17 protein-coding genes and 1 other annotated feature are annotated in these 22,692 nt (G+C 37.1%); of the genes, 2 read left to right on the forward strand and 15 right to left on the reverse strand.

The genetic code is table 11. The features are described 5' to 3' along the window. Nucleotides 1–178: 178 nt before the first annotated feature. Complete coding sequence (aspS, locus tag C1N55_RS12770; protein WP_137729187.1) at nt 179–1,951, reverse strand: aspartate--tRNA ligase; 1,773 nt, start codon at nt 1,949–1,951, stop codon at nt 179–181. 29 nt (nt 1,952–1,980) lie between these two features. Then, nucleotides 1,981–3,249: a histidine--tRNA ligase gene (hisS, locus tag C1N55_RS12775; RefSeq protein ID WP_137729188.1), complete on the reverse strand. Its 1,269-nt coding sequence runs from the start codon at nt 3,247–3,249 to the stop codon at nt 1,981–1,983. Nucleotides 3,250–3,326: 77 nt separating this feature from the next. Then, nucleotides 3,327–3,568 (reverse strand) — a binding site (T-box leader). A gap of 159 nt (nt 3,569–3,727) precedes the next feature. On the opposite strand from hisS, the gene C1N55_RS12780 reads away from it, so the two are divergent. Beyond that, nucleotides 3,728–5,374, forward strand: a complete 1,647-nt coding sequence (locus C1N55_RS12780; RefSeq protein ID WP_137729189.1) for an N-acetylmuramoyl-L-alanine amidase family protein — start codon at nt 3,728–3,730, stop codon at nt 5,372–5,374. Between the two features lie 113 nt (nt 5,375–5,487). Here the strand turns inward: C1N55_RS12780 and dtd are convergent, their stop codons facing one another. From dtd to C1N55_RS12815, 7 genes are all read right to left on the reverse strand, one after another. Then, a complete protein-coding gene (dtd, locus tag C1N55_RS12785) occupies nt 5,488–5,940 on the reverse strand; it encodes a D-aminoacyl-tRNA deacylase (protein ID WP_137729190.1) in 453 nt (150 codons plus the stop codon). A 19-nt stretch (nt 5,941–5,959) separates the two neighbouring features. Beyond that, nucleotides 5,960–8,158 (reverse strand): RelA/SpoT family protein, encoded by a 2,199-nt coding sequence (locus tag C1N55_RS12790; RefSeq protein ID WP_137729191.1) that lies wholly within the window; start codon nt 8,156–8,158, stop codon nt 5,960–5,962. 242 nt (nt 8,159–8,400) lie between these two features. Then, nucleotides 8,401–9,555, reverse strand: coding sequence for a glycosyltransferase family 2 protein (locus C1N55_RS12795; protein WP_240758290.1), 1,155 nt, complete (start codon nt 9,553–9,555; stop codon nt 8,401–8,403). A gap of 330 nt (nt 9,556–9,885) precedes the next feature. Further along, a complete protein-coding gene (locus C1N55_RS12800; protein ID WP_137729192.1) occupies nt 9,886–10,398 on the reverse strand; it encodes an adenine phosphoribosyltransferase in 513 nt (170 codons plus the stop codon). A 16-nt stretch (nt 10,399–10,414) separates the two neighbouring features. Then, a complete protein-coding gene (gene recJ, locus C1N55_RS12805) occupies nt 10,415–12,748 on the reverse strand; it encodes a single-stranded-DNA-specific exonuclease RecJ (RefSeq protein WP_137729193.1) in 2,334 nt (777 codons plus the stop codon). Nucleotides 12,749–12,955: 207 nt separating this feature from the next. After that, nucleotides 12,956–15,223, reverse strand: coding sequence for a protein translocase subunit SecDF (secDF, locus tag C1N55_RS12810; RefSeq protein WP_137729194.1), 2,268 nt, complete (start codon nt 15,221–15,223; stop codon nt 12,956–12,958). A 264-nt stretch (nt 15,224–15,487) separates the two neighbouring features. After that, nucleotides 15,488–15,805, reverse strand: a complete 318-nt coding sequence (locus C1N55_RS12815; protein ID WP_137729195.1) for a post-transcriptional regulator — start codon at nt 15,803–15,805, stop codon at nt 15,488–15,490. Nucleotides 15,806–15,897: 92 nt separating this feature from the next. Here C1N55_RS12815 and C1N55_RS12820 point away from each other — a divergent pair, with 92 nt between their 5' ends. After that, nucleotides 15,898–17,415, forward strand: a complete 1,518-nt coding sequence (locus C1N55_RS12820) for a putative polysaccharide biosynthesis protein (protein ID WP_137729196.1) — start codon at nt 15,898–15,900, stop codon at nt 17,413–17,415. Here C1N55_RS12820 and C1N55_RS12825 read toward each other — a convergent pair. The 6 genes from C1N55_RS12825 to ruvA all read right to left on the reverse strand — a co-directional run bounded on the left by C1N55_RS12825 (nt 17,401) and on the right by ruvA (nt 22,596). Further along, a complete protein-coding gene (locus tag C1N55_RS12825) occupies nt 17,401–18,039 on the reverse strand; it encodes a DUF421 domain-containing protein (RefSeq protein WP_137729197.1) in 639 nt (212 codons plus the stop codon). The genes C1N55_RS12820 and C1N55_RS12825 overlap by 15 nt on opposite strands. Before the next feature lie 220 nt (nt 18,040–18,259). Then, nucleotides 18,260–18,520: a preprotein translocase subunit YajC gene (yajC, locus tag C1N55_RS12830; RefSeq protein WP_137729198.1), complete on the reverse strand. Its 261-nt coding sequence runs from the start codon at nt 18,518–18,520 to the stop codon at nt 18,260–18,262. 143 nt (nt 18,521–18,663) lie between these two features. Next, nucleotides 18,664–19,809: a tRNA guanosine(34) transglycosylase Tgt gene (tgt, locus tag C1N55_RS12835; protein WP_137729199.1), complete on the reverse strand. Its 1,146-nt coding sequence runs from the start codon at nt 19,807–19,809 to the stop codon at nt 18,664–18,666. A gap of 94 nt (nt 19,810–19,903) precedes the next feature. Next, entirely contained in the window at nt 19,904–20,941 is a 1,038-nt protein-coding gene (gene queA / locus C1N55_RS12840; protein ID WP_137729200.1) for a tRNA preQ1(34) S-adenosylmethionine ribosyltransferase-isomerase QueA, read from the reverse strand. Nucleotides 20,942–20,958: 17 nt separating this feature from the next. Next, nucleotides 20,959–21,963, reverse strand: coding sequence for a Holliday junction branch migration DNA helicase RuvB (ruvB, locus tag C1N55_RS12845; RefSeq protein ID WP_137729201.1), 1,005 nt, complete (start codon nt 21,961–21,963; stop codon nt 20,959–20,961). A gap of 12 nt (nt 21,964–21,975) precedes the next feature. Next, a complete protein-coding gene (ruvA, locus tag C1N55_RS12850; RefSeq protein ID WP_137729202.1) occupies nt 21,976–22,596 on the reverse strand; it encodes a Holliday junction branch migration protein RuvA in 621 nt (206 codons plus the stop codon). Between the last annotated feature and the right edge of the window lie 96 nt (nt 22,597–22,692).

A 22,692-nucleotide genomic window follows, 5' to 3' on the forward strand; every position in this document is an offset into this window, starting at 1 on the left:
TCGCTTCTATTGTCCTCGACGTTGCTTCTCGCGGACTATTAGCATATCTGATTTCGTTTTAATTATCCGCAAGTTCCTTCCCCATCGTCCTCTTCACCCACTCACCATTAAAACCAAAAAAAATAACGCAAACAGCTGGATTCGATCAGCCGATTGCGTTACCTATTTTTATTAGTGGTTAGTCTTCTTTTTTCTTTGTCACTGCTAAGCTTAATTCTTGTAATTGTGCGTCAGATACTTCGCTTGGAGCTGAAGTTAATAGACAGCTTGCTGTAGCAGTTTTCGGGAATGCGATAGTGTCGCGTAAGTTTGTACGGCCAGCAAGAAGCATTACAAAGCGGTCTAGTCCAAATGCAAGCCCTCCATGTGGCGGTACTCCGTAATCAAATGCTTCTAATAAGAATCCGAATTGTTCTTTAGCTTCTTCTTCTGTGAAGCCTAATAATTTGAACATTTTTTCTTGTAGGTCACGTTCGTAAATACGCAATGACCCCCCACCTAATTCGTAACCATTTAACACGATATCGTAGGCTTGTGCGCGAACTTCTGCTGGATTTGTTTCCATTTTATCAATATCCTCTGCAAACGGACGAGTGAATGGATGGTGAGCAGCTGTGTAACGACCTGCTTCTTCATCATATTCAAGTAGCGGCCAATCTGTAACCCATAGGAAAGCATAAACAGATTCATCAATTAGTTCTAGTTCTTTCCCTAATTTGTTTCGTAAAGCACCTAAGCTCGCTGCAACAACCGGCGATGAATCAGCTACGAATAATAGTAAGTCTCCGCTTTCTGCATTTGTTGCATCCATTAGGCTCTCGGCAATTTCACCCTCAAAGAATTTAGCGATAGGACCGTTTAATCCTTCTTCCGTTACTTTTAACCAAGCCAAGCCTTTTGCTCCGTAGATTTTAACAAACTCAGTTAAAGCGTCAATATCTTTACGTGAATATTTGTCCGCGTTACCTTTTACATTGATCGCTTTTACTTCGCCACCTGACTCAACAGCTTGAGCAAATACTTTAAACGAAGAATCACGAACAATCTCAGAAAGCTGTACAAGTTCAAGTCCAAAGCGAACATCAGGTTTATCTGAACCAAAACGATCCATTGCTTCTTTATAAGACATACGTTGGAATGGAAGTTGTACATCAACGCCTTTAGCTTCCTTCATTACCGTTTGTATCAAACGCTCGTTCATGCCAATAATTTCATCCATTGACATAAATGATGTTTCAATATCAACTTGTGTAAATTCTGGCTGACGATCTGCACGTAAGTCTTCGTCACGGAAGCAACGAGCAATTTGGAAGTACTTTTCAAATCCTGAAACCATTAATAATTGTTTAAATAACTGAGGTGATTGTGGTAACGCATAAAATTCACCTTCATGTACACGTGATGGTACTAAATAGTCACGTGCACCTTCTGGAGTAGATTTAGTTAGGATTGGTGTCTCTACTTCCAAGAAGCCTTCGTTTTGTAAGAAATTACGAATTGAACGTGTAATATCCGAACGCAATTTAAAAGTGTTGTACATTACTGGACGACGTAAGTCTAAATAGCGATATTTCAAACGTAAATCTTCAGAAACTTCAACTTTATTATCAATTGCAAAAGGAGGCGTTTTTGCTTCGTTTATAATGATAATAGAAGAAGCAATCACTTCAATTTTACCTGATTTAATGTTCGGGTTGACTTGACTTTCATCGCGAAGAACAACTGTTCCTTCGATTTCAACCACGTATTCGTTACGAATCTTTTCTGCTACCGCTAGTGCATCTTTAGCTTCATCCCCAAATACAACTTGAACGATTCCACTACGGTCACGTAAATCTACAAAGATTAACCCACCTAAGTCACGGCGTTTTTGTACCCATCCTTTTAATACTACTTTTTCATTTTGCTGTTGTTCGTTTAAATCAGCACATGCATGTGTTCTCTGAGCCATATTCTTTCCTCCATTTGACTTACAAATAATTATTTATGTTCTAACACGTAAGTTACTAATTCCGAGAATGGAACTTTCTCCTGATTCCCAGTTTCCATTTCTTTGACATTGACGCACATTTCTTCAAGCTCTGATTCCCCAATTACAAGGACATATTTTGCACCAAGTCGGTCAGCTGACTTCATTTGTGCTTTCATTTTTCGATCGACATAATCCATATCAGCTGATATTCCTTTGGCACGGAAAGAACTAATCAGTTCAGCAGATTTTAATTTTGCCTCATCACCCATTGCTACAAGATAGATATCCAAGCTGTCTTCAACATCCAATTCAACACCTTCAGCTTCAAGTGCTAAAAGTAAACGTTCAATCGACATTGCAAAACCTATGCCTGGTACATCCGGACCGCCAATATCTTCAACAAGTCCGTTGTAACGACCACCGCCACAAAGAGTTGTAATAGCACCAAACCCTTCTGCAGTACTCATAATTTCAAATGCAGTATGGTTATAGTAATCCAACCCTCGAACTAAGTTTGGATCAACTACATAAGTAATACCTAATACATCCAAATATTTTTTCACTTGGTCAAAATATTTTGCAGAAGATTCTGTTAGGTAATCTGTTAAAGCCGGAGCTGTTTTCATTAATGGGTGATCATGATCCTTTTTACAATCCAAAATGCGTAAAGGATTTTTCGCTAAACGATTTTGACAATCAGAGCAATATTCCCCAATACTCCCTTCAAAGTGTTGGATTAGGGCCGTTCTGTGCGCTTCTCTTGTCTCTTTGTCTCCAAGAGAATTTAGGACCAATTTTAAATCCTTTAAACCAACTGTTTGGTAAATATCCATTGCAAGTGATATGACTTCCGCATCAATGGCAGGGTCACTACTACCAATGGCTTCTACACCGAATTGTACGAATTGGCGGTAACGACCTGCTTGTTGGCGTTCATAACGGAACATTGGACCCATATAGGAAAGCTTTACAGGCTGGTCTGAATAACCAAACATTTTATGTTCTACATAAGCACGTACACTGGATGCTGTCCCCTCAGGACGCAGTGTTAATGAACGTCCGCCGCGATCCTCGAAAGTATACATTTCTTTTTGAACGATATCCGTTGTATCACCGACTCCGCGCTGGAATAGTTCCGTTTGTTCAAAAATAGGTGTGCGAATTTCTTTATAACGATAAACATGTGTTAAATCTCTTAGGATTGATTCAACTTTTTGCCATCTAGTTGTTTGTTCTGGCAAAATATCCTGTGTTCCTCTTGGTACTTTAAAAGACATTTAAAATACTCCTCTCTCATCAATTGCTTCTACAGACTTATTTGGAAAAAATAAAAAGCCTTCGTCCCTTGCAAATTGCAAGGGACGAAAGCTTGAAGTTACTTCCGCGGTTCCACCCTAGTTGATGTACAAAAAAATACATCCTCTCTTAAACGGATAACGGCCGTTTTCCGTCTTTCCCTACTAAACAGTTTTGTTTTTCGAAAAAGAGCCTCTCAAGTGTTGTTCGGCACTACTTGTAGCAGGAAAGATTTCAGCCTAAGTCTTCCCCTCTCTTGTCTACAGAGGTAATTTCTACTTGCTTGGTCGATGGCGTTCATTGCTTTATATAATATATCCTATCTTAATTGTGTCATGGCAGATTTGTCAACTATTTTCAAAAAAGTGTAGATTTTATTGCATATTTAAATTTAAAATGATAAGAGTATATATCGGGTTAACTTCCCTTGATTGGAATCCAACAGAGAGGAGATAAAGGATGCATCATAAACCGTTAAAATATTTTATCAGTCTCATTTTACTGTTTTCATTACTGTCTCCATATACATACGAAACAAAAACAGCCTTTGCAACGAACGAGGAGTCAGATTTAGTCGTATCAGCAGATATCCTGTATTTACGAGAAGGAGCAGGGTTATCCTATCCAATCCTGACAACCTTAAAAAAGGGAGAAGGGCTTACATTTATCGAGAAAAAAGATGATTGGTATCATGTAAAAGTAAAGGACATGGAAGGATGGGTAGCTTCATGGCTTACCTCCTCTTCTAAGTCTAGTGAATCTTCAAAGAGCAGCTCCGATGAGTCAAGTTCTATTATTTCACAAGTGGATCATTTGAATGTACGTGCTGAGCCATCTGTCTCGTCGTCTGTTTTAAGTCAGCTGAACACTGGTGATGAAGCTAAGGTGCTTTCTAGTGAAACAAACTGGGTCCAAATTTCGTTTAATGGCAGTATTGGATGGGTTTCTACAGACTATGTAACTATTACTAAACTGGAAGAGGAAAAACAAAGCAATTCTTCCGAGGAAGAAAAAGAAAGTTACGTTAATTCAGAAGAATCTAACATTAAAATTGACCCAAAATTATTTACTATTGCTGTAGATGCATTAAATATTCGAAAAAAACCGGATTTATCATCCAGAAAGATTGGAACAGCCAAAAAAGGTGAACAATACGAGGTTCTAGAAAGAAATAATAATTGGGTAAAAATACAATTTGGTAAAAAGGTTGGCTGGGTTTATAGTTTTTACGGAACATTTCAAGTGAATGAAAAGATAACTGCTTCAGCAGATCCAGACGAAACAGAGAATAAAGACATATACGTAACAGTTATATATAATGGGACAAACCTTCGAGAAAATCCTTCCACATCTTCAAATGTCGTGGTCCACGCAAATGCGGGTGAACGATATAAGATTCTTGCAACAGAGGGTGACTGGTACAAGGTAGAAGTTGATAAAAACACAATTGCCTATGTAGCTAATTGGGTAGTTTCGGAGAATCTAGACAATGACTCAGTAATGAACGGGGTCCAAAAAGAGGAAGAACCTAAGAAAGAAGTACGGAAAAAAGGCACTTTAAAAGGGGTAACCCTTGTTATTGACCCAGGGCATGGAGGAAATGATAAAGGAACTACCGGAGCTCGTGGCACAAATGAAAAAGATATTAACTTAAAAACAGTGGAATTATTAAAATCTAAACTACGTTCTGCTGGTGCTGAAGTTATCATGACACGTGAATCTGATGTTTATGTTGACCTTCGTAAGAGGGTATCCATTTCACATCAATATGAGTCGGATGCCTTTATCAGTATTCATTATGATGCAACCGATGATAGTTCCATATCCGGTTTCACCACATACTACACAAATAGCTATCAACAGGAGTTAGCGAAATATGTCCATGAAGGTCTTTCAAAGAAAGTGACAATTCGAGATCGCGGTGTTCAACCCGGAAACTATTTGGTTACTCGTGAAAATAAACAGGCGGCGATTTTAATTGAACTAGGTTATTTAAGTAATCCTAGTGAGGAGAGTATCGTGACAACCGATTTTTATCGTGAACAAGCAACATTAGGTATCTATCAAGGAATTTTGAATTACTTTGACGCACAACTGAAAAAATAATACAGAGGCTAACCCAAAACTTGTTATTGGGTTAGCTTCTTTCGGTTTGTAACTAAAAAAAGAGGTTTGACAAAAGAGCCGATTCACGAACTCTTTAGTCAACCTCTTCACAATTATTCTTTAGGCTTTGATTCAACGATTATTGTTACTGGTCCATCATTTACTAAAGACACATCCATCATTGCTCCAAAGACCCCTGTTTCTACTTGTAAACCATGTGAAGATCTTAACTCTTCATTAAACGCTTCCCACAAAGGAAGAGCTGTTTCTGGTCTTGCAGCTTCAATAAAACTTGGTCTTCTTCCCTTTCTTGTATCGGCATAGAGTGTGAATTGCGATACAGATAGAATAGCCCCACCATGTTCTACAAGGGAATGATTCATCTTGCCTTCTTCATCTTCCCAAAGTCTAAGTTCAGAAACCTTTTTTGCAACATATCGAACATCTTCTAGTGTGTCTTCATGAGTCAAACCAACTAATAAGACGTAACCAGACTCGATTGCTCCTGTTACTTGTCCATCAACTGTAACGGATGCTTCCTTACTTCTTTGAATAACTACTCGCATAAATTTACCTCTGACTCATTTAATTTATTACACGTTGAACTGAATAAATATCTGGCAGCTGTTTAATTCTCTCTACTACTTTGTGCAATCCTGATATATTGGAAATTGAAATCGTTAAGTGAATTGTGGCAATCTTATCATGATCGGCACGTCCTGTTACGGCAAGAATATTCGTTTTCGCTTCACTAACAGCGTGCATCACGTCATTTAGAATCCCTGGACGATCAAATGCGGAAACTTCAATATCAACCGGGTATTCTTTACGAATTTGTGTTTCACTATGCTCCCATTCGACTTCGATTAGACGATCAGCATTTTCGCCTTCTTGGATGTTCGGACAATCAGCTCGATGAACCGATACACCGCGCCCTTTCGTAATAAATCCGACAATTTCATCTCCTGGAACCGGCGTACAGCAACGTGATAATCGGATCAGTAGATTATCAATTCCTTTTACAATTACCCCTGATTCAGTTCGACGTTTTTTCGCCTGATTGTTTTGCATTTCTTTAACTATTTTTTCTAGCGCTTCCTCTTGTTCCCGTTCTTTTCGTTTCTTCTCAGCTAATCGATTGACAATTTGTTGTGCTGTTATGCCACCTACACCAACTGCAGCATATAGATCTTCTTCATTTGTATAATTTAATTTATCTAATACACGTTTAATATTTTCTGAGGATAATACTTCTTTTGCATCAAAATCTTGAGACTTAATTTCCTTCTCTATTAAATCCTTGCCTTTTAGAATATTATCTTCACGTAAATGTTTCTTAAAGAATTGTTTTATTTTATTTTTCGCTTGAGAGCTTTGTGCTAATTTCAACCAATCTCGACTTGGCCCAAAGGATTGTTTGGATGTTAAAATTTCAATTATATCACCAGTTTTTAAAGGTGTATCTAAGGGAACCATCTTTCCATTTACTTTCGCACCGATTGTTCGGTTTCCTACTTCTGAATGGACACGATAGGCAAAATCAATCGGAACCGAGCCCGATGGCAGCTCAATAACATCCCCTTTTGGTGTAAACACATAAACCATATCGGAGAATAAATCGAATTTTAAAGATTCCATAAACTCTTCAGCATTAGAGGATTCATTTTGGAACTCTAAAATTTCACGGAACCATGTTAATTTTTGATCTATTGTTTCTTTATCCCCGTTAACAGATTTACCCTCTTTATATGCCCAGTGTGCAGCAATCCCGTACTCGGCAATTTGATGCATATCTCGCGTACGAATCTGTACTTCCAAAGGGTCCCCATATGGTCCGATGACTGTCGTGTGAAGTGATTGATATAGATTTTGTTTTGGCATAGCTATATAATCCTTGAAGCGACCAGGCATTGGCTTCCATAATGTATGTACAATTCCAAGTACAGCGTAACAATCTTTAATGCTATCCACTAGCACACGTACGGCTAATAGGTCATAAATTTCGTTGAACTGTTTATTTTGTAATACCATTTTCCGATAAATGCTATAGATATGTTTTGGACGACCGGAAATATCTGCATCAATCTCCACATCTCCTAATTGAGACTTCACTTCGTTCATAACATTATCTAAATAAGCTTCACGTTCAACACGTTTTCTTTTCATTAAACTCACAATACGGTAATATTGTTGAGGATTTAAATAACGTAAGGCAGTATCTTCTAACTCCCATTTTACTTTTGAAATTCCAAGGCGATGAGCAAGTGGTGCGAAAATTTCTAAAGTTTCATTGGATATGCGTCGCTGTTTTTCGGCAGATAAATGTTTTAAAGTACGCATATTATGAAGTCGGTCAGCAAGTTTGATTAAAATTACACGGATATCCTGTGCCATGGCAACAAACATTTTTCGATGGTTTTCGGCTTGTTGTTCTTTCTTGGATAAATATTTAATTTTCCCTAGTTTTGTTACCCCGTCAACTAACATTGCGACTTCTTCACTAAATTCATTTACTAAATCCTCACGTGTTACAGTCGTATCTTCTACTACATCATGAAGAAAACCAGCTGAAACAGTTTCCGGATCCATTTGTAGCTCTGCTAATATGCCAGCAACTTGTATTGGATGAATGATATATGGTTCTCCAGAACTGCGTGATTGTTCTTTATGTGCTTCATTTGCTACTTCGTATGCTTTCTTTACAAAGGCAACATGTTCATCGTTCATATATGCTTTGACTAGCGCGAATACGTCTTCGGGCGTCAATATTTGCTCTTTCGCCATTTGTTGTCCACCTTGCTAAAAATTTTTCGATTAGAATATATAGTTTTAATTGTATAAAATATTGGTACACGATGTAAAGGCACGTCAGTAATAACTTTATAAAAAAAGACGAATTTTAATATTTTTTGTAGAAAAATTGTGAAATAATTAATATTCATGTACAAAAAAGAAGTTGTCTCACTTTTTTGAGACAACTCGATTTTTTGCACGAAGCTTCTGCTACGCAAATATCATAAAATGTTTTACTGAACATCATCTATCGATTTTACTACTGTGTGTGGAATTTGTTTCCACTCTACTTCTTTAAATAAGGCAACGATTGAAATGGGAATATAGGTCAGCATGAAGAATGGAAACGTAAAAGAGTAGGCAACCTTCTTCCATCCTGCACAATGAATTCTCTTCCATTCTGTCATTACAGTCATAATAGCCATACACAGCATGACAAGATAGTACAATCCAAATGATCTAAGCATGAGGATGGCAGTGTCTTTTATGCTTTCTCCTTCAAATATACCCATCGCTACAGCTAAAAAAAATAAACCATTGATTAGTATAGAGATATTAGTAAGAATGATTGCAGGCATGACGGTCATCGTCATATCAAAGCAGGAAAAGCTGTTTTGCTTACGTCTAAACATACTTCGCATTAAATCTTTCCCGTACCTGGTTAGTACTTGATAGAAACCTTTCGCCCACCGTAATCTTTGATGCCAGGATTGTCTAAAGGTGATCGGTTGTTCATCATAAAAAATCGCATTAGGACAATAGCCAATCTTTACTCCCTCTAGAATTTGAGAAATTGAGAATTCGATATCTTCCGTTAGGAGATGATAAATCCAGCCACCATTCTTTTTTATTAAATCCGAATGCACAAGAAAGCCTGTTCCAGAAATGGCGCAGCTTGCATTTAATTTCATTCTTGGGAGATTTAAATATTCTGCTTCATGCAAAAACCAAATAGCATATCCAGAGGTAATCCAATTTTGATCGAAGTTTTTGGAATTTCGATAGCTTGTTACTACTCGATAGCCTTGATTGAATGTTCGATTCATCTCCATAATATAATTCTCATCAAGTAAATTATCCGCATCAAATATAAAATAGCCATTGTATTTTTTCGATGCAAATTCACTATTAATAATTTGAAACATAAAATCTAGGGCATAGCCTTTACCAATTTTATTTTTGTTAAAACGTTCACGAACAATTGCTCCAGCTTCTCTCGCTACTTTAGCTGTTTGATCGGTACAATTATCCGCTATAACAAAAATATCAATATAATCTTGAGAGTAGTTTTGTTTTCGAATACTTTTTATCAACTCTCCTATAACTAGTTCTTCATTTCTTGCTGCGATTATTACTGCGTATTTGTTTAACCGATCATCTTTCGTCACAGCTTGTTTAACCCTTTTACTCTTGAGCGCTACTAACATGTAGATAAATTGATAAGAGTAAAACAATAAAAAGATAAAAAAAGTGACAATGTTAAAATGATGAAGAAACGAAGATATAAAAGAGTCCAAGGTGAAACCTCCATGACATCGAAATTTAGATTATTTCTATTCTTCCCCTATAATTTGTAATTATATACCACTTTTTCTAATTCAAGATAAAGCCATGATTAAGCTTAGGATAAGATTTTGTAATTATCGTAAGTTCGGTTGTACATAAAAATAAAAGCCGTTTAAAAAGTGTTTAAACTTTTAAACGGCTAGTACTTTGAATTAGTATTGGATTAATGTTTTTACTGGATAGTTTCCAATTTTTTCGCGCCCATCTAAGTCTTTTAATTCAATGATAAATGCACAACCTGCAACTACACCACCTAATTTTTCAATTAACTGGATTGTAGCATCGACTGTACCCCCAGTTGCTAATAGGTCGTCTACGATTAATACTTTTTGTCCTGGTTTGATCGCATCCTTATGCATTGTTAGTACATCATGTCCATATTCTAAGCCATATTCTACACGTACAACCTCACGAGGTAGTTTCCCCTCTTTACGAACCGGTGCAAAACCTATTTCAAGTGCATAGGCTACTGGACATCCAATGATGAAACCGCGTGCTTCAGGACCAACAATCACTTCAGCCCCTACTTCTTTTGCGAACTCGACAATTTTGTCTGCTGCATATTTAAAAGCAGGCCCATTATCCATAATCGTTGTAATATCCTTGAAGCTAATGCCTTCTTTTGGCCAGTTTTCTACAGTTGTTACATATTGTGTTAAATCCATTACTAATTTGTCCTCCTTAGGAATAATTAAATTCCCTCATTCGTTCATTAAACCATTGTTTTAGTTCTAAATATGGTGCATACAAAAGCTGTTGTTCCAAGTCGATTTCTTCTATTCTTTGTTTATAAACTTTAGCTTCAGAAAGTAATCGCTTTGGTACATTACTATTTACTGTTGTCAGACCATTTTCTATTGTAACAAAACCTAGCTCAAAAAACACGTTTGTCATAAATTTAATTACTTCAACATTTAAGCCAATATGTTGCGCCAATTTTTCTAGATGCAATTGAAGGTTGAAATTAGGACGTTTTTTTAAGAAGCTATAATACCAACCGAAATGCTCCCTTGTCGGCATACCATTGAAATATTTAGATTCCGGTGTGTAGAATACTGCATAAATACGATTTGGTCTCTCTTGCTGAATTAATTTCTCTAAAGTTTGTGCACTTTTAGGCAAATCTAATAGTACAAGATTAGGTGAAAGATTTTTCATTTCATCCTCTTTCGTTATAAGGCGAATAGGGTTTGTAAATTGTCCATCAAAGGCTTGTACAGTTGAGTGCCGGAATGCGATAAAATCTGATTCTTCTTTAGGCAATGTGTGTATCCATTTATGGACTTGGTTTTTTCCTCTGTAATCATAAAGCTGCCATTCATTTGTCTGAACATCTGTAATCATCAATTGAGGCTTTTTCTTCCCCTGCCATTCGTTAATCTGCAAATCTCCAACAAAAGAAAGCTTAACTCCATAGGTAATTTCATCATACAAATTCCCTTTACCAAATCCGATTGCATCAATGAATCCATGTGAGTCCTCTAATTCTAGTTTTAAATGATTTTCACCAGCGCCAATTTTTCGCATCGAGCGTACCTGAACATTTTGTAGTGCATATACAGGTTTTGCAAAACCAGTTCCAAATGGGCCCAGCTGTTTTATTTCCTCGATTGCTTCCACTGTTACTTCACTTACATCTACTGGTACATCAATCGAAAGCTTTGGTGTTAGCATTTCATCCGTTAGGCATTCTAATGCTTGGTGATGTAGACGGCTTCTTATTTCATCAACATGCTCCATACCAAAGGTCATTCCTGCCGCCATCGGGTGCCCCCCAAAATGAGGTAGAAGCTCCCTGTTTTTTGCTAGCTCCTGATAGAGGTGGAAGCCTTCAATACTACGTCCCGACCCCTTTGCTGTTCCTTTTTCCGGGTCCAGCGAAAGCACAATTGCAGGGCGATAATATTTTTCTACTAAACGTGAAGCCACAATCCCAATAACTCCCGGATTCCATCCTTCTTTCGCTATTACTAAAACGAGTGAATTTGAAATGGTTGGATCATTTTCAATCATTTCTATAGCCTGTTCCGTAATAGTATTGACAATTTCTTTTCGTTCAACATTCTTTTGGTTTAATCGTTTTGCGCCGTTTGCCGCATCCAAATCACTTTCACTCATTAAAAAAGCAACTCCAGGACCTGCATCTCCTAATCTACCAATTGCATTTAATCGAGGTGCAAAATAGAATCCAATCGCATCCTCATCAATTTCATGCTGTTTCACACTTGTTATTTCACATAGGGCCCGTACCCATGGATTATTGGATGTTTTTAATTGCTTAATGCCTTGCTGTACAATATAACGATTTTCTCCTTCTAAGGGCACTAAATCTGCCACGGTCCCAATAGCAGCAAACTCATACAAATGCTCAGGGACTTCCCCATATAATGCATGGGCTAATTTAAATGCGACTCCTACCCCTGCGAGTTCGCCAAATGGATAGTGTCCTTCAGGTACTCTCGGATGGATAATAACATCAGCTGGTGGCAATACGTCACCAGCTTCATGATGATCCGTTACAATAACATCCATTCCAAGGTCTTTTGCAACTCGGATAGGTTCAATCCCACTAATTCCGTTGTCAACAGTGATAATTAATTGGACGCCATCCTTATGTGCTTTGCGAAATAATTCCTCATGGGGGCCGTAACCATGAGTAAATCGATTCGGAGTGCAAAAATTAACATCTGCCCCTAAATCCAGCAATACATTCATCATTACGGTAGTACTAGTAATTCCATCAGCGTCATAATCTCCGTAGATTAGGATTTTCTCGCCATTATTTAGAGCCTTTTCAATACGTTCTACAGCTTCTGTCATGCCGCTTAATAAATAGGGGTCATGCAGGTTAGATTCATCCATTTTGATGATTCTTTTAGCTTTTTCAGCAGATGAATAGCCTCTGGCAATTAATATTTTAGCTGCTAGAGTTGATATATTTAATTCACTTTGTAGTTGTTTGATTGCGTCTTCATTAGGTTGCTCAACAACCCATTTTTTAGTTGATTGTATCATTTACTCACTTCCTCAAGTTTTCATTATACCGAAAAAACATGCGAACTTCTAACCTATAAAAATAGATTAATTGATAAAAATAGGAACAAAAATGTTGAAACTTTATTCTTCTCATTATACCAATAATAGAGTCTCAAACTCCCGAAAAGCAAAAAAGACAAAGTGCAGATAATCACACTTTGTCTTCTTTTAAAATCAAGCTGTTTATTAAACAACTGGCTCGTCTGAACCCCATTGTTTCTTTTCTTTGCTCTCAACAGCAGTCCCTTTTTTGCTCATTTCCCGACTTTTTAAAGTATACCAAATCTGAGCTGCGATACAAATTGATGAATACATTCCTGTTATTAAACCAATTAGTAGTGCAATTGAGAAGTTTTGAATTGCTGGTGCACCAAATAGTAATAGGGCAACTACTACGATAATAACCGTTAAGACGGTATTGACAGAGCGTCCCATTGTTTGGCGAAGTGATTTATTCACGATTTCAGCCAGCTCTTCTTTTGTTGTAATTTTTCCTTTTCGATCCACATTTTCACGAATACGGTCAAATGTAACGATTGTATCGTTAATGGAATAACCAACAATTGTTAATATTGCCGCGATAAATGTAATATCTACTTCCAAACGCAGGAAGCTAAAAATTGCTACCATGAAGAATACATCATGGATTAGTGAAACAATAGCACCCACACCCATGCGCCATTCGAATCTTAAAGCCACGTAAATAATGATGCCTAGCGCAGCGATTACTAAAGCTTTAATAGCATTCTTGACCAACTCTTCTCCAACTGTAGGAGATACTGTACTAACACTTGGTTCGTGTCCATAATCTTCTAATACTACTGCCTTATAGTTCAGTATTTCTTGTTGCGTTAAATCTTCTTTATAAGTAACGACAGCCGTATTTTGCTCTTCACCTGAAATAATGACCTTTTCAGAAGGGAAGCCAATTTCGTCTAGATAATCGGTTACTTCTTCCTGAGTAATTTTTTGATTTGCTAGAATTTCTACTCGGGTACCACTTGAGAAGTCGATTCCTAAATTCAACTTGAAAATTCCTAGGATTACAACACCTACAATTAGAATACAAATCGATAATGAATAGAATTTCTTCCGATTTTTAACGAAGTCAAAGCGATCGAAATTCGTAGATAAATCTAGTGTTTCTACTCCTTCTGATACATCATGAACTTTCGATTTACGTACCCCGTATAAAACAGGACTGTTGAAATATCCACTATTAATTAATAAACCTAATAAAATTCGAGATAACCATACAGCTGTAATGAAACTTAGCACAATCGAAATCATTAAAGTTGTAGCAAAACCTTTTACTGAGCTTGTACCAAAGAAGAATAATACAGCTGCTGCAAGTAAAGTTGTTAACTGTGCATCAATGATTGCTGTTAGTGACTGTTTTGAACCATGTTGATATGCCTCTTTGATAGACTTACCCACACGCAGTTCTTCTCGAATACGTTCAGCAGTTAAAATGTTTGCATCCACGGCCATCCCTATACCAAGTACTAGTGCTGCAATCCCTGGTAATGTTAATACTGCGTTTATGGCATTGAATACTGTTAAAACTAAGTAAGTAAATACCGATAAGGTAATAATGGAGACAAAACCTGGTAAACGGTAGTAAAGAACCATAAAGATGAATATAATTAGAACCCCTACTACACTCGCAAATACTGTACTATCTAATGCTTGTTCACCAAATTGTGCACCAACAGAAGTTGAGTAAATTTCTGTTAACTTTACCGGTAATGCACCAGCATTTAATACACTCGCAAAGTCTTTTGTCTCTTGGACAGTAAAGTTACCGCTAATCATGACATCAGTAGTGTTTAAAACTTGATCTACACCTGCAGCAGATATGAATTTCGGATCTTCTTTTTGTGATTCTGCTGCATACGAATCTACGCCTTCTTCAAAATCTAACCAGACTACTAACAGGTTTTGACCAAGACCCATTTGAGATACTTGCTTTGTAACTTCTGCAAATTTTGCAGCATCTTTTAATGTAAGTGTCACTATCGGAAGGTTTTGCTGATCAAATGAAGCAGCTGCTCCACCTTCTTTTAGATCCGTACCATCTAATAAAATATTATCGTTTACATCTCGGAATGTTAAGTTCGCCGTACTTGATAACAATTCGCGAGCGGAAGATTGGTCTTCAATTCCTGCTAGCTGGACACGAATGCGATCCTCACCTTCAACTTGTATACTCGGTTCACTTACCCCGAATTGGTTAATACGGTTTGAAAGTGCTGTAGTCGTATCAGTCATAACATCCTTCGTTATTTCTTGACCATCAACAAGCGACTCTACTTCATATAAAACTTCAAACCCACCTTGTAAATCAAGCCCGAGTTTTACGTCCTTTAAAACTCCTTGTACTGTTGCACCCATAGCAGCAAATAGTACAACTGCGATTAGTACAAAAGTAAAAATACGGCTTTTAAGCTTCATCTGTAAATCCTCCTCAAATTAGTGTATACAGCTTGATGTATACACACTAGAAAAACATCGTTTGCCGCAAATGTCCGCTATATCGATGTCACTTGATTTAATATAATAATTCAAATTCATTATCATATTAGGTAAAAAACTAGCATTTACTATAAGAATTTCGATTTCTATTTAGTTTAAACTATCAAACTAAATGAGTATAGTTTATGTACAAAACTCATTATGAAACACGATTCGCTAGCTGTCAAACCAATATACATGGTTTTATTTATCACCATCTACATTTTTGTGCTTTAATAACGCTTGTAATTCACTATGACTTATGTCTCCGAACCAATTTTCCGAGCGGAATTGCTGTATTTGAAAATAGCTAACAATTTCTGAAGGCTTCACAGAAAAAATCGTCTCTACAATTTCATATAAACGTAGATCTTCTACTTTTTTCTTTCTCCATTTTTTCTTGACGCAAAAATTCCAAATATCCTCCAAGACAATTCCATCGTATTCATAATAATTTATTTCATCCAATTTGCTTTGTAATACTGGTAAAACCTCTCTGTATAGCTGTTCGAACTGAATCATGACAATCCCCCCAACCAATAGTTTTAACTCACTACATTCAAGCATACAAATATTGTATCTGATATTTCTTGAAATGAGAAGGGATTGAATGAATGAGTTCATTTGTAAAAGGAACTGTATTTCTAACGTTTGTTATTTTTTTATCTAAACTGTTCGGCTTCATCTATAGGATGCAGTTTATGCGGGTTGCAGGTGAAGAAGCAGTAGGTATATATATGACTGCCTATCCAGCATTTATCTTCTTTGTTTCCCTATTACAATTAGGTATACCAATAGCAGTGGCGAAAGTTATTGCCGAGCTGCATGCAAAACGAAGAGATCACCAACTAAAGGCTGTTATGACAACAGCTTCCAGATGGGCAATTGTCTCAATTATTGTTTTCACACCACTACTCTATTTATTTATACCATACTTAGCTGGGACACTTTTACATAATGATGCAACAAGATTAACCCTGTATATTGGTTTAGGGGCTGTTCCAATTGTAGTATTTTCTGGTTTAATTAGAGGTTATTTACAGGGCATTGCTGTAATATCTGCAACTGCTTGGTCACAAATGTTAGAGCAGGTTATTCGAATTGCATTAATTACATTGCTATTACCTTTTTTAGTTACTGCCGATAATCCTGCCTTAACTGCTGCATATGCAATGGCAATCACTGCATTTGGTGAAGTTTTTTCTTTCATTTATTTATTCATTCACTACCAATATAAGAAAAAGAAAACAAAGAAAAACGAAGCAGATAAAGCCTATCCTGCAATGCCACTTCTAAGGATTGCTGTGCCATCTGCAGGCAGTCGATTATTTGGTACTTTCACTTGGTTTTTAGAGCCGATTGTTTTCTTAAAAGCACTGACAGTTTCAGGACTGACAGCTGTGGGAGCTACCACATTGTATGGGATCATTTCTGGTGTACATGTTCCATTGCTTCTTTTCCCATCATTTATTCCAAACGCACTTGCTATTGTTCTTATTCCAGCAGTCAGTGATGCGGTTGCAAGAAGTAATGTCCAATTATTAAATGAACGGATTGGTATTTCATTACGTTTATCTTCATTGGTTGGTTGTTATGCCGCCACTTATTTCTTCATCCATGGAGACGAGCTTGCAATGAAGCTCTTTCATTTAGAGGAGAATCGCGGCTTTATGAAAATATTGGCACCGATATTTTATTTTTATTATATTCAAAGTCCACTCCACTCTATTTTACAGGCTATCGATGAAGCACGTCCTGCAATGATGAATTCAATTTATGGTGGATTAGGAAAGCTATTTGTCATGTTTGTACTAGCCTCTCAGCCATTTATCCAGGAATACGGCGCTATTATTGCGATTGGCTTCGGCGTTCTAGTAACTTCCTGCTTACACATAGCTACACTACGTGGGCATAAAATGATTGCCGCTGGTTTTAGATTCTTTGCCATTCCATATGGAATTTTCATTTTAACTTGTTTTATTCAGACCTATCTTATCCCAAAGGTGTCATTTAATTTTTGGACAAACAGTGCCTTTACCTTAATCATCTTGACTCTATTGTTAATTCTGACAAACCAAATTAAGTGGAGTGACTTTAAAGTTTTACGATCAGTCGTTTCACGACGTCTTTAATTGCACATAAATTTTGTTGTTTTCATAACAGCAATAGAAAATATCTTTTATCCTTTCATCAAAACCTTGTTCTTTTAATTCATTATGAAGCCACTCTTTATCTTTGTTGAGGAGTTTTAAATGCTTTTCAACGATATAACCGTCCACAATAAGAGGTAAGATAAGAGGGTCGTCACTTTTTAAAAAAATGGATATTTTTCCTGAGGGTTCTAAAAAAGCATAGTCAATCTGCTGCACAGATGGAACCCTTTCTTCCCGCATTTGTTGAAATAAGTCATCTAAATTGTAACGTTGTTTTCGCATTTCTTCTTGGTCAATAATTCCATCACGGACTATCAGAGAAGGATCACCATCAATTACATCGCGCATTTTTTTACTCTTTAAAGTTAATAAAGAATTTATAAATTGAATGACTAGTAAAATGATAATTGGAAATATATTTTGAAGAATCGGCTTTTCAACATCTTCCAACGCAAAGGCAACACATTCAGCGATTAAAACAAATACTACCAAGTCCATAATACTTAATTCGCCAACTTCTCTTTTACCCATTAGGCGAAAAACAACAATGATAAAAATATACAGAAAGACAGTTCTAATAAGAATCTCAATATAAGTATCCATATCTCCACACCCTTCCATACACATTTTGGGCACACGTGAATATAAGTATTCATTGAAAAGAATTCCTATAAAAAGAACCATAGAACTGATGTTATCCAAAATACCATGTTTAAAATTACGTTTTTAAAAACACCAAGCTCGATTACTTTACCGCTAATAATGAAAAAAGCTTACTAACTCGGTGCTTGTCCGATTTAGTAAGCTTTTGATTTTAGTATTATTATTCAGTAATTACTCGACCAATTGCTTGGCGCTCGAATTTTAAACGAGTTTTACCATCAACAATAATGTAAATAGCTCCATCCTCTAGAGCATCTACTTCTCCATGTAGTCCACCGATTGTTACTACACGGTCACCACGTTTAATGCTATTTTGCATTTGAACTGTTTGTTTCTGTTTCTTTTGTGCTGGACGGATTAAAATGAACCACATCGCAACGAACATAATAATAATTGGAAGTAAACCAACTAAAGTATCCATAGATTTATGTCCTCCTTTCTAAATCTCACTTCTTAAGTATAGTATAGAATGAATAGAAAAAGCGATTTGAAACTATTATTTTTATGAAAATAATCACACTTTTTCATATTCTTCAATATTTCGACATATTAGTGAACTGTTTTTTAGAAATTTTTAGCATCTGGCTTATTAAATCCGTATTTTTCGAAGAATTCTTCGCGGAAATCACCTAGACGATCTTCACGTATCGCTTGTCGAACTTGTTCCATTAATTTTAATAAGAAATGTAGATTATGATAGGTTGTTAATCGAATACCAAATGTTTCTTCTGTTCTAATTAAATGTCGGACATAGGCACGTGTATAGTTTTTGCAAGTATAGCAATCACAGTTCGGATCAATTGGGCTGAAATCACGAGCATATTTTGCATTTTTCACTACTAAACGTCCTTCTGATGTCATTAATGTACCATTTCTTGCGATACGAGTTGGCAATACACAATCAAACATATCAATTCCACGAATCGCCCCATCAATTAATGAATCGGGAGACCCAACTCCCATTAAATAACGAGGCTTATTGTCAGGTAATAGTGGTGTTGTAAACTCGAGCACACGATTCATAATGTCTTTCGGTTCGCCTACAGAAAGGCCACCAACTGCGTATCCTGGGAAGTCTAGTTCCACTAATGCCTCTGCTGAACGTTTTCGTAAGTCCTCAAACTCTCCACCTTGTACAATTCCAAACAATCCTTGGTCTTCAGGACGAGCATGTGCTTCTTTACAACGTTTTGCCCAACGCGTTGTACGGTCAACGGAATTTAACATATATTCATAAGTTGCTGGGTATGGTGGACATTCATCAAATGCCATCATAATGTCAGAACCTAAATCATTTTGGATTTCCATTGCTTTTTCTGGACTTAAGAAAAGCTTGTCCCCGTTTAAATGATTACGGAAATGAACGCCCTCTTCTTCAATTTTGCGAAAGTCGCTTAATGAAAAGACCTGGAAGCCGCCTGAATCTGTTAAAATTGGACGATCCCAGTTCATAAACTTATGAAGTCCACCCGCTTCTTTTACAATCTCATTACCAGGACGCAGCCATAAATGGTAGGTGTTAGATAGGATGATTCCAGCATCCATCTCTTTCAGCTCTTCAGGCGACATCGTTTTTACAGTTGCTTGTGTTCCAACCGGCATAAATGCTGGCGTTTCAAAGGAACCATGTGGTGTATGAACAATTCCAAGTCTTGCTCCTGTTTGTTTACATGTTTTAATTAATTCATAAGTTACTGCTGGTTTTGTCATTAGAAAAATTTCCTTTCTCGTGTGGAGTAAATACAGTACTCCTATTAGTCTTTAGGTTTCCCCATGTTATTAAACAAATTATCGCAAATAACATTTAGCGAGTTGGTCGAATAAACATCGCATCTCCAAAACTAAAGAAACGATATTTTTCTTCCACCGCTTTATTATACGCATTCAAAATGATTTCTCTGGAAGTAAGCGCACTTACCAGCATGACTAAAGTAGACTTTGGTAAGTGGAAGTTTGTAATTAAGCCATCGATTGCTTTATATTCAAAGCCCGGGTAGATAAAGATATTTGTCCAGCCATGCTCGGCTCGAATTTCTCCATCATATTTTTGTGCAATTGTTTCAAGTGTACGTGTAGATGTTGTACCAACTGCAACGACTTTTCCACCATTCTCTTTTGTACGATTAATAATTTTGGCCGCTTCTTCTGTCACACTATAAAACTCGGAGTGCATATCGTGGCTCTCAATTGAATCTACACTTACTGGCCTGAATGTTCCAAGTCCAACATGTAGGGTAATAAAAACAATCTCTACGCCTTTTTCTTTAATCTGTTCCAAAATTTCATTGGTGAAATGTAATCCGGCTGTTGGTGCTGCTGCCGAACCAATTTCTTTCGAATAGACCGTTTGATAGCGTTCCCGATTTTCTAATTTTTCATGGATATAAGGAGGTAGAGGCATTTCACCCAGCTGATCTAATATTTCATAAAAAATCCCATCATAGGTAAACTTAAATACTCGTCCCCCGTGGTCTAATTCACCTATACAAGTTGCTTTAAGCAGACTATCACCAAAAGTAATCTCAGTGCCAACTTTTACTCGTTTTGCTGGTTTAACCAATGTTTCCCACTCATCATCATTACCTTGCTTCAGCAATAATACCTCGATATGGGCACCAGTTTCTTCTTTTACACCAAACAGTCTTGCAGGCATAACGCGAGTATCATTTAAAACCAGACAATCGCCCTTTTGTAATTCATCCACAATATGCGGGAAATGACTATGTTCAATTTCTCCTGTTTTACGGTCAACTATCATTAACCGACTCGCTGTTCTGTCTTCTAATGGAGTTTGAGCAATTAGCTCTTCGGGTAAATGGAAATCAAAATCTTCTACTTTCATTTTTACAACTTCTTTCGTTATGATTGTTCTGGATAAGTATAACCAAAATGGTCATAGGCTAATTTCGTTGCTTCTCGACCTCTAGGCGTTCTTTGGATAAACCCAATTTGCATTAAATAAGGTTCATATACATCCTCGATTGTCTGACTTTCTTCACCAATGGATGCTGCAATGGTGTCAAGGCCAACAGGTCCGCCCCGGAAACGTTCAATCATGCTCATCATTAATTTATGGTCAATATGATCTAGTCCTTGAGGGTCTACTTGCAGTAATTCAAGTGCTTGATTTGCTAATGGATGTGAAATAGCACCATCCCCTAAAACCTGTGCATAGTCGCGAACTCGTTTTAATAAACGGTTGGCAATACGTGGAGTCCCTCTGGAGCGACGTGCGATCTCCCGGGCAGCCAGGCGTTCTATATCAACATTAAACAATTGACTGCTGCGTACAACAATTTCCTCAAGTGCTTCTTCATCATAAAAATCTAGTCTTAATAAAACACCAAATCGATCTCTTAATGGTGCAGACAATGCTCCTGCTCTGGTTGTAGCGCCGACCAATGTAAAAGGTGGTAAATCTAAACGAATTGAACGAGCTTCAGGCCCCTTTCCTACTACAATGTCTAAGCAAAAGTCCTCCATTGCCGGATAGAGAACTTCTTCTATTGCTCGAGGTAGACGGTGTATTTCATCTATGAATAAAACATCTCCTGGTTGCAGGGAGCTGACAATTGCCGCTAAATCACCAGGCCGTTCAATTGCTGGACCACTAGTTAATCGAATATTAACATCCATTTCATTGGAGATAATTGTAGCTAACGTGGTTTTCCCAAGTCCAGGAGGTCCATATAGCAATACATGATCAAGGCTTTCTTGTCGGAGCTTTGCGGCTTCAATGAATATATTTAGACTCTCTTTGACCTTATGCTGACCGATATATTGGGAAAGTTTTTGTGGCCTGAGAGATAGCTCATATTGCTCATCAAAGTCATTCGATTCACTTGAAATAATTCGTTCGGCCATGATTCCACCTCCTTACTTCATTTTTAGCAACAGCTGTAATGCTTGCTTCATATAGCTTTCTGTAGTCGTGAGCTCATCGTTATCCTCTAAACTTGGTCTAATTTTCGTCAATTCTTTATCAGAGTATCCAAGTGCAAGTAAAGCCAAGATTGCTTCTTCTAATTCTTGTTTGTTTGGGTTAACACCGAATAATGGCAATTCATCCTCGGTGCTTGGTAATTCAACTTGATCCAGCAATGAACCCAGCTTACCTTTTAAATCAAGAATCATTTGTCTAGCGGTCTTTTTTCCTACGCCAGGAAACTTTACTAAAAAGGCTTCATCTTCCATCTCAATAGCAGAGATTACTTGTGAAGGATTGCCACTAGCTAATATAGCTAAAGCTCCTTTTGGACCAATTCCCGACACTTGAATGAGCTTACGGAACAGCTCTCTTTCATCAAGTGATTTAAAACCAAATAGCATTTGGGCATCTTCTCTTACATGCATATGTATATAAATTTGTTGAAGCTCTTCTTTTATGCGAAAGGCAAAAGGATTTGACGTAAAAATCTGCCATCCCAATCCTTGCTGCTCCAGAACTACGTATTCAGGTGTGATTCGTTTTATTTTTCCAATTATATAATCATACATCTTTGATCCCCCACATTCACTGCTATAAATTATAGCATATTGTTGGGTTTACCCCGAACAAATTTAATTGACCCTGACACATAGCCAATATTAAAA

The sequence above is a fragment of the Lysinibacillus sp. SGAir0095 genome, from assembly GCF_005491425.1.
GTDB lineage: Bacteria > Bacillota > Bacilli > Bacillales_A > Planococcaceae > Ureibacillus.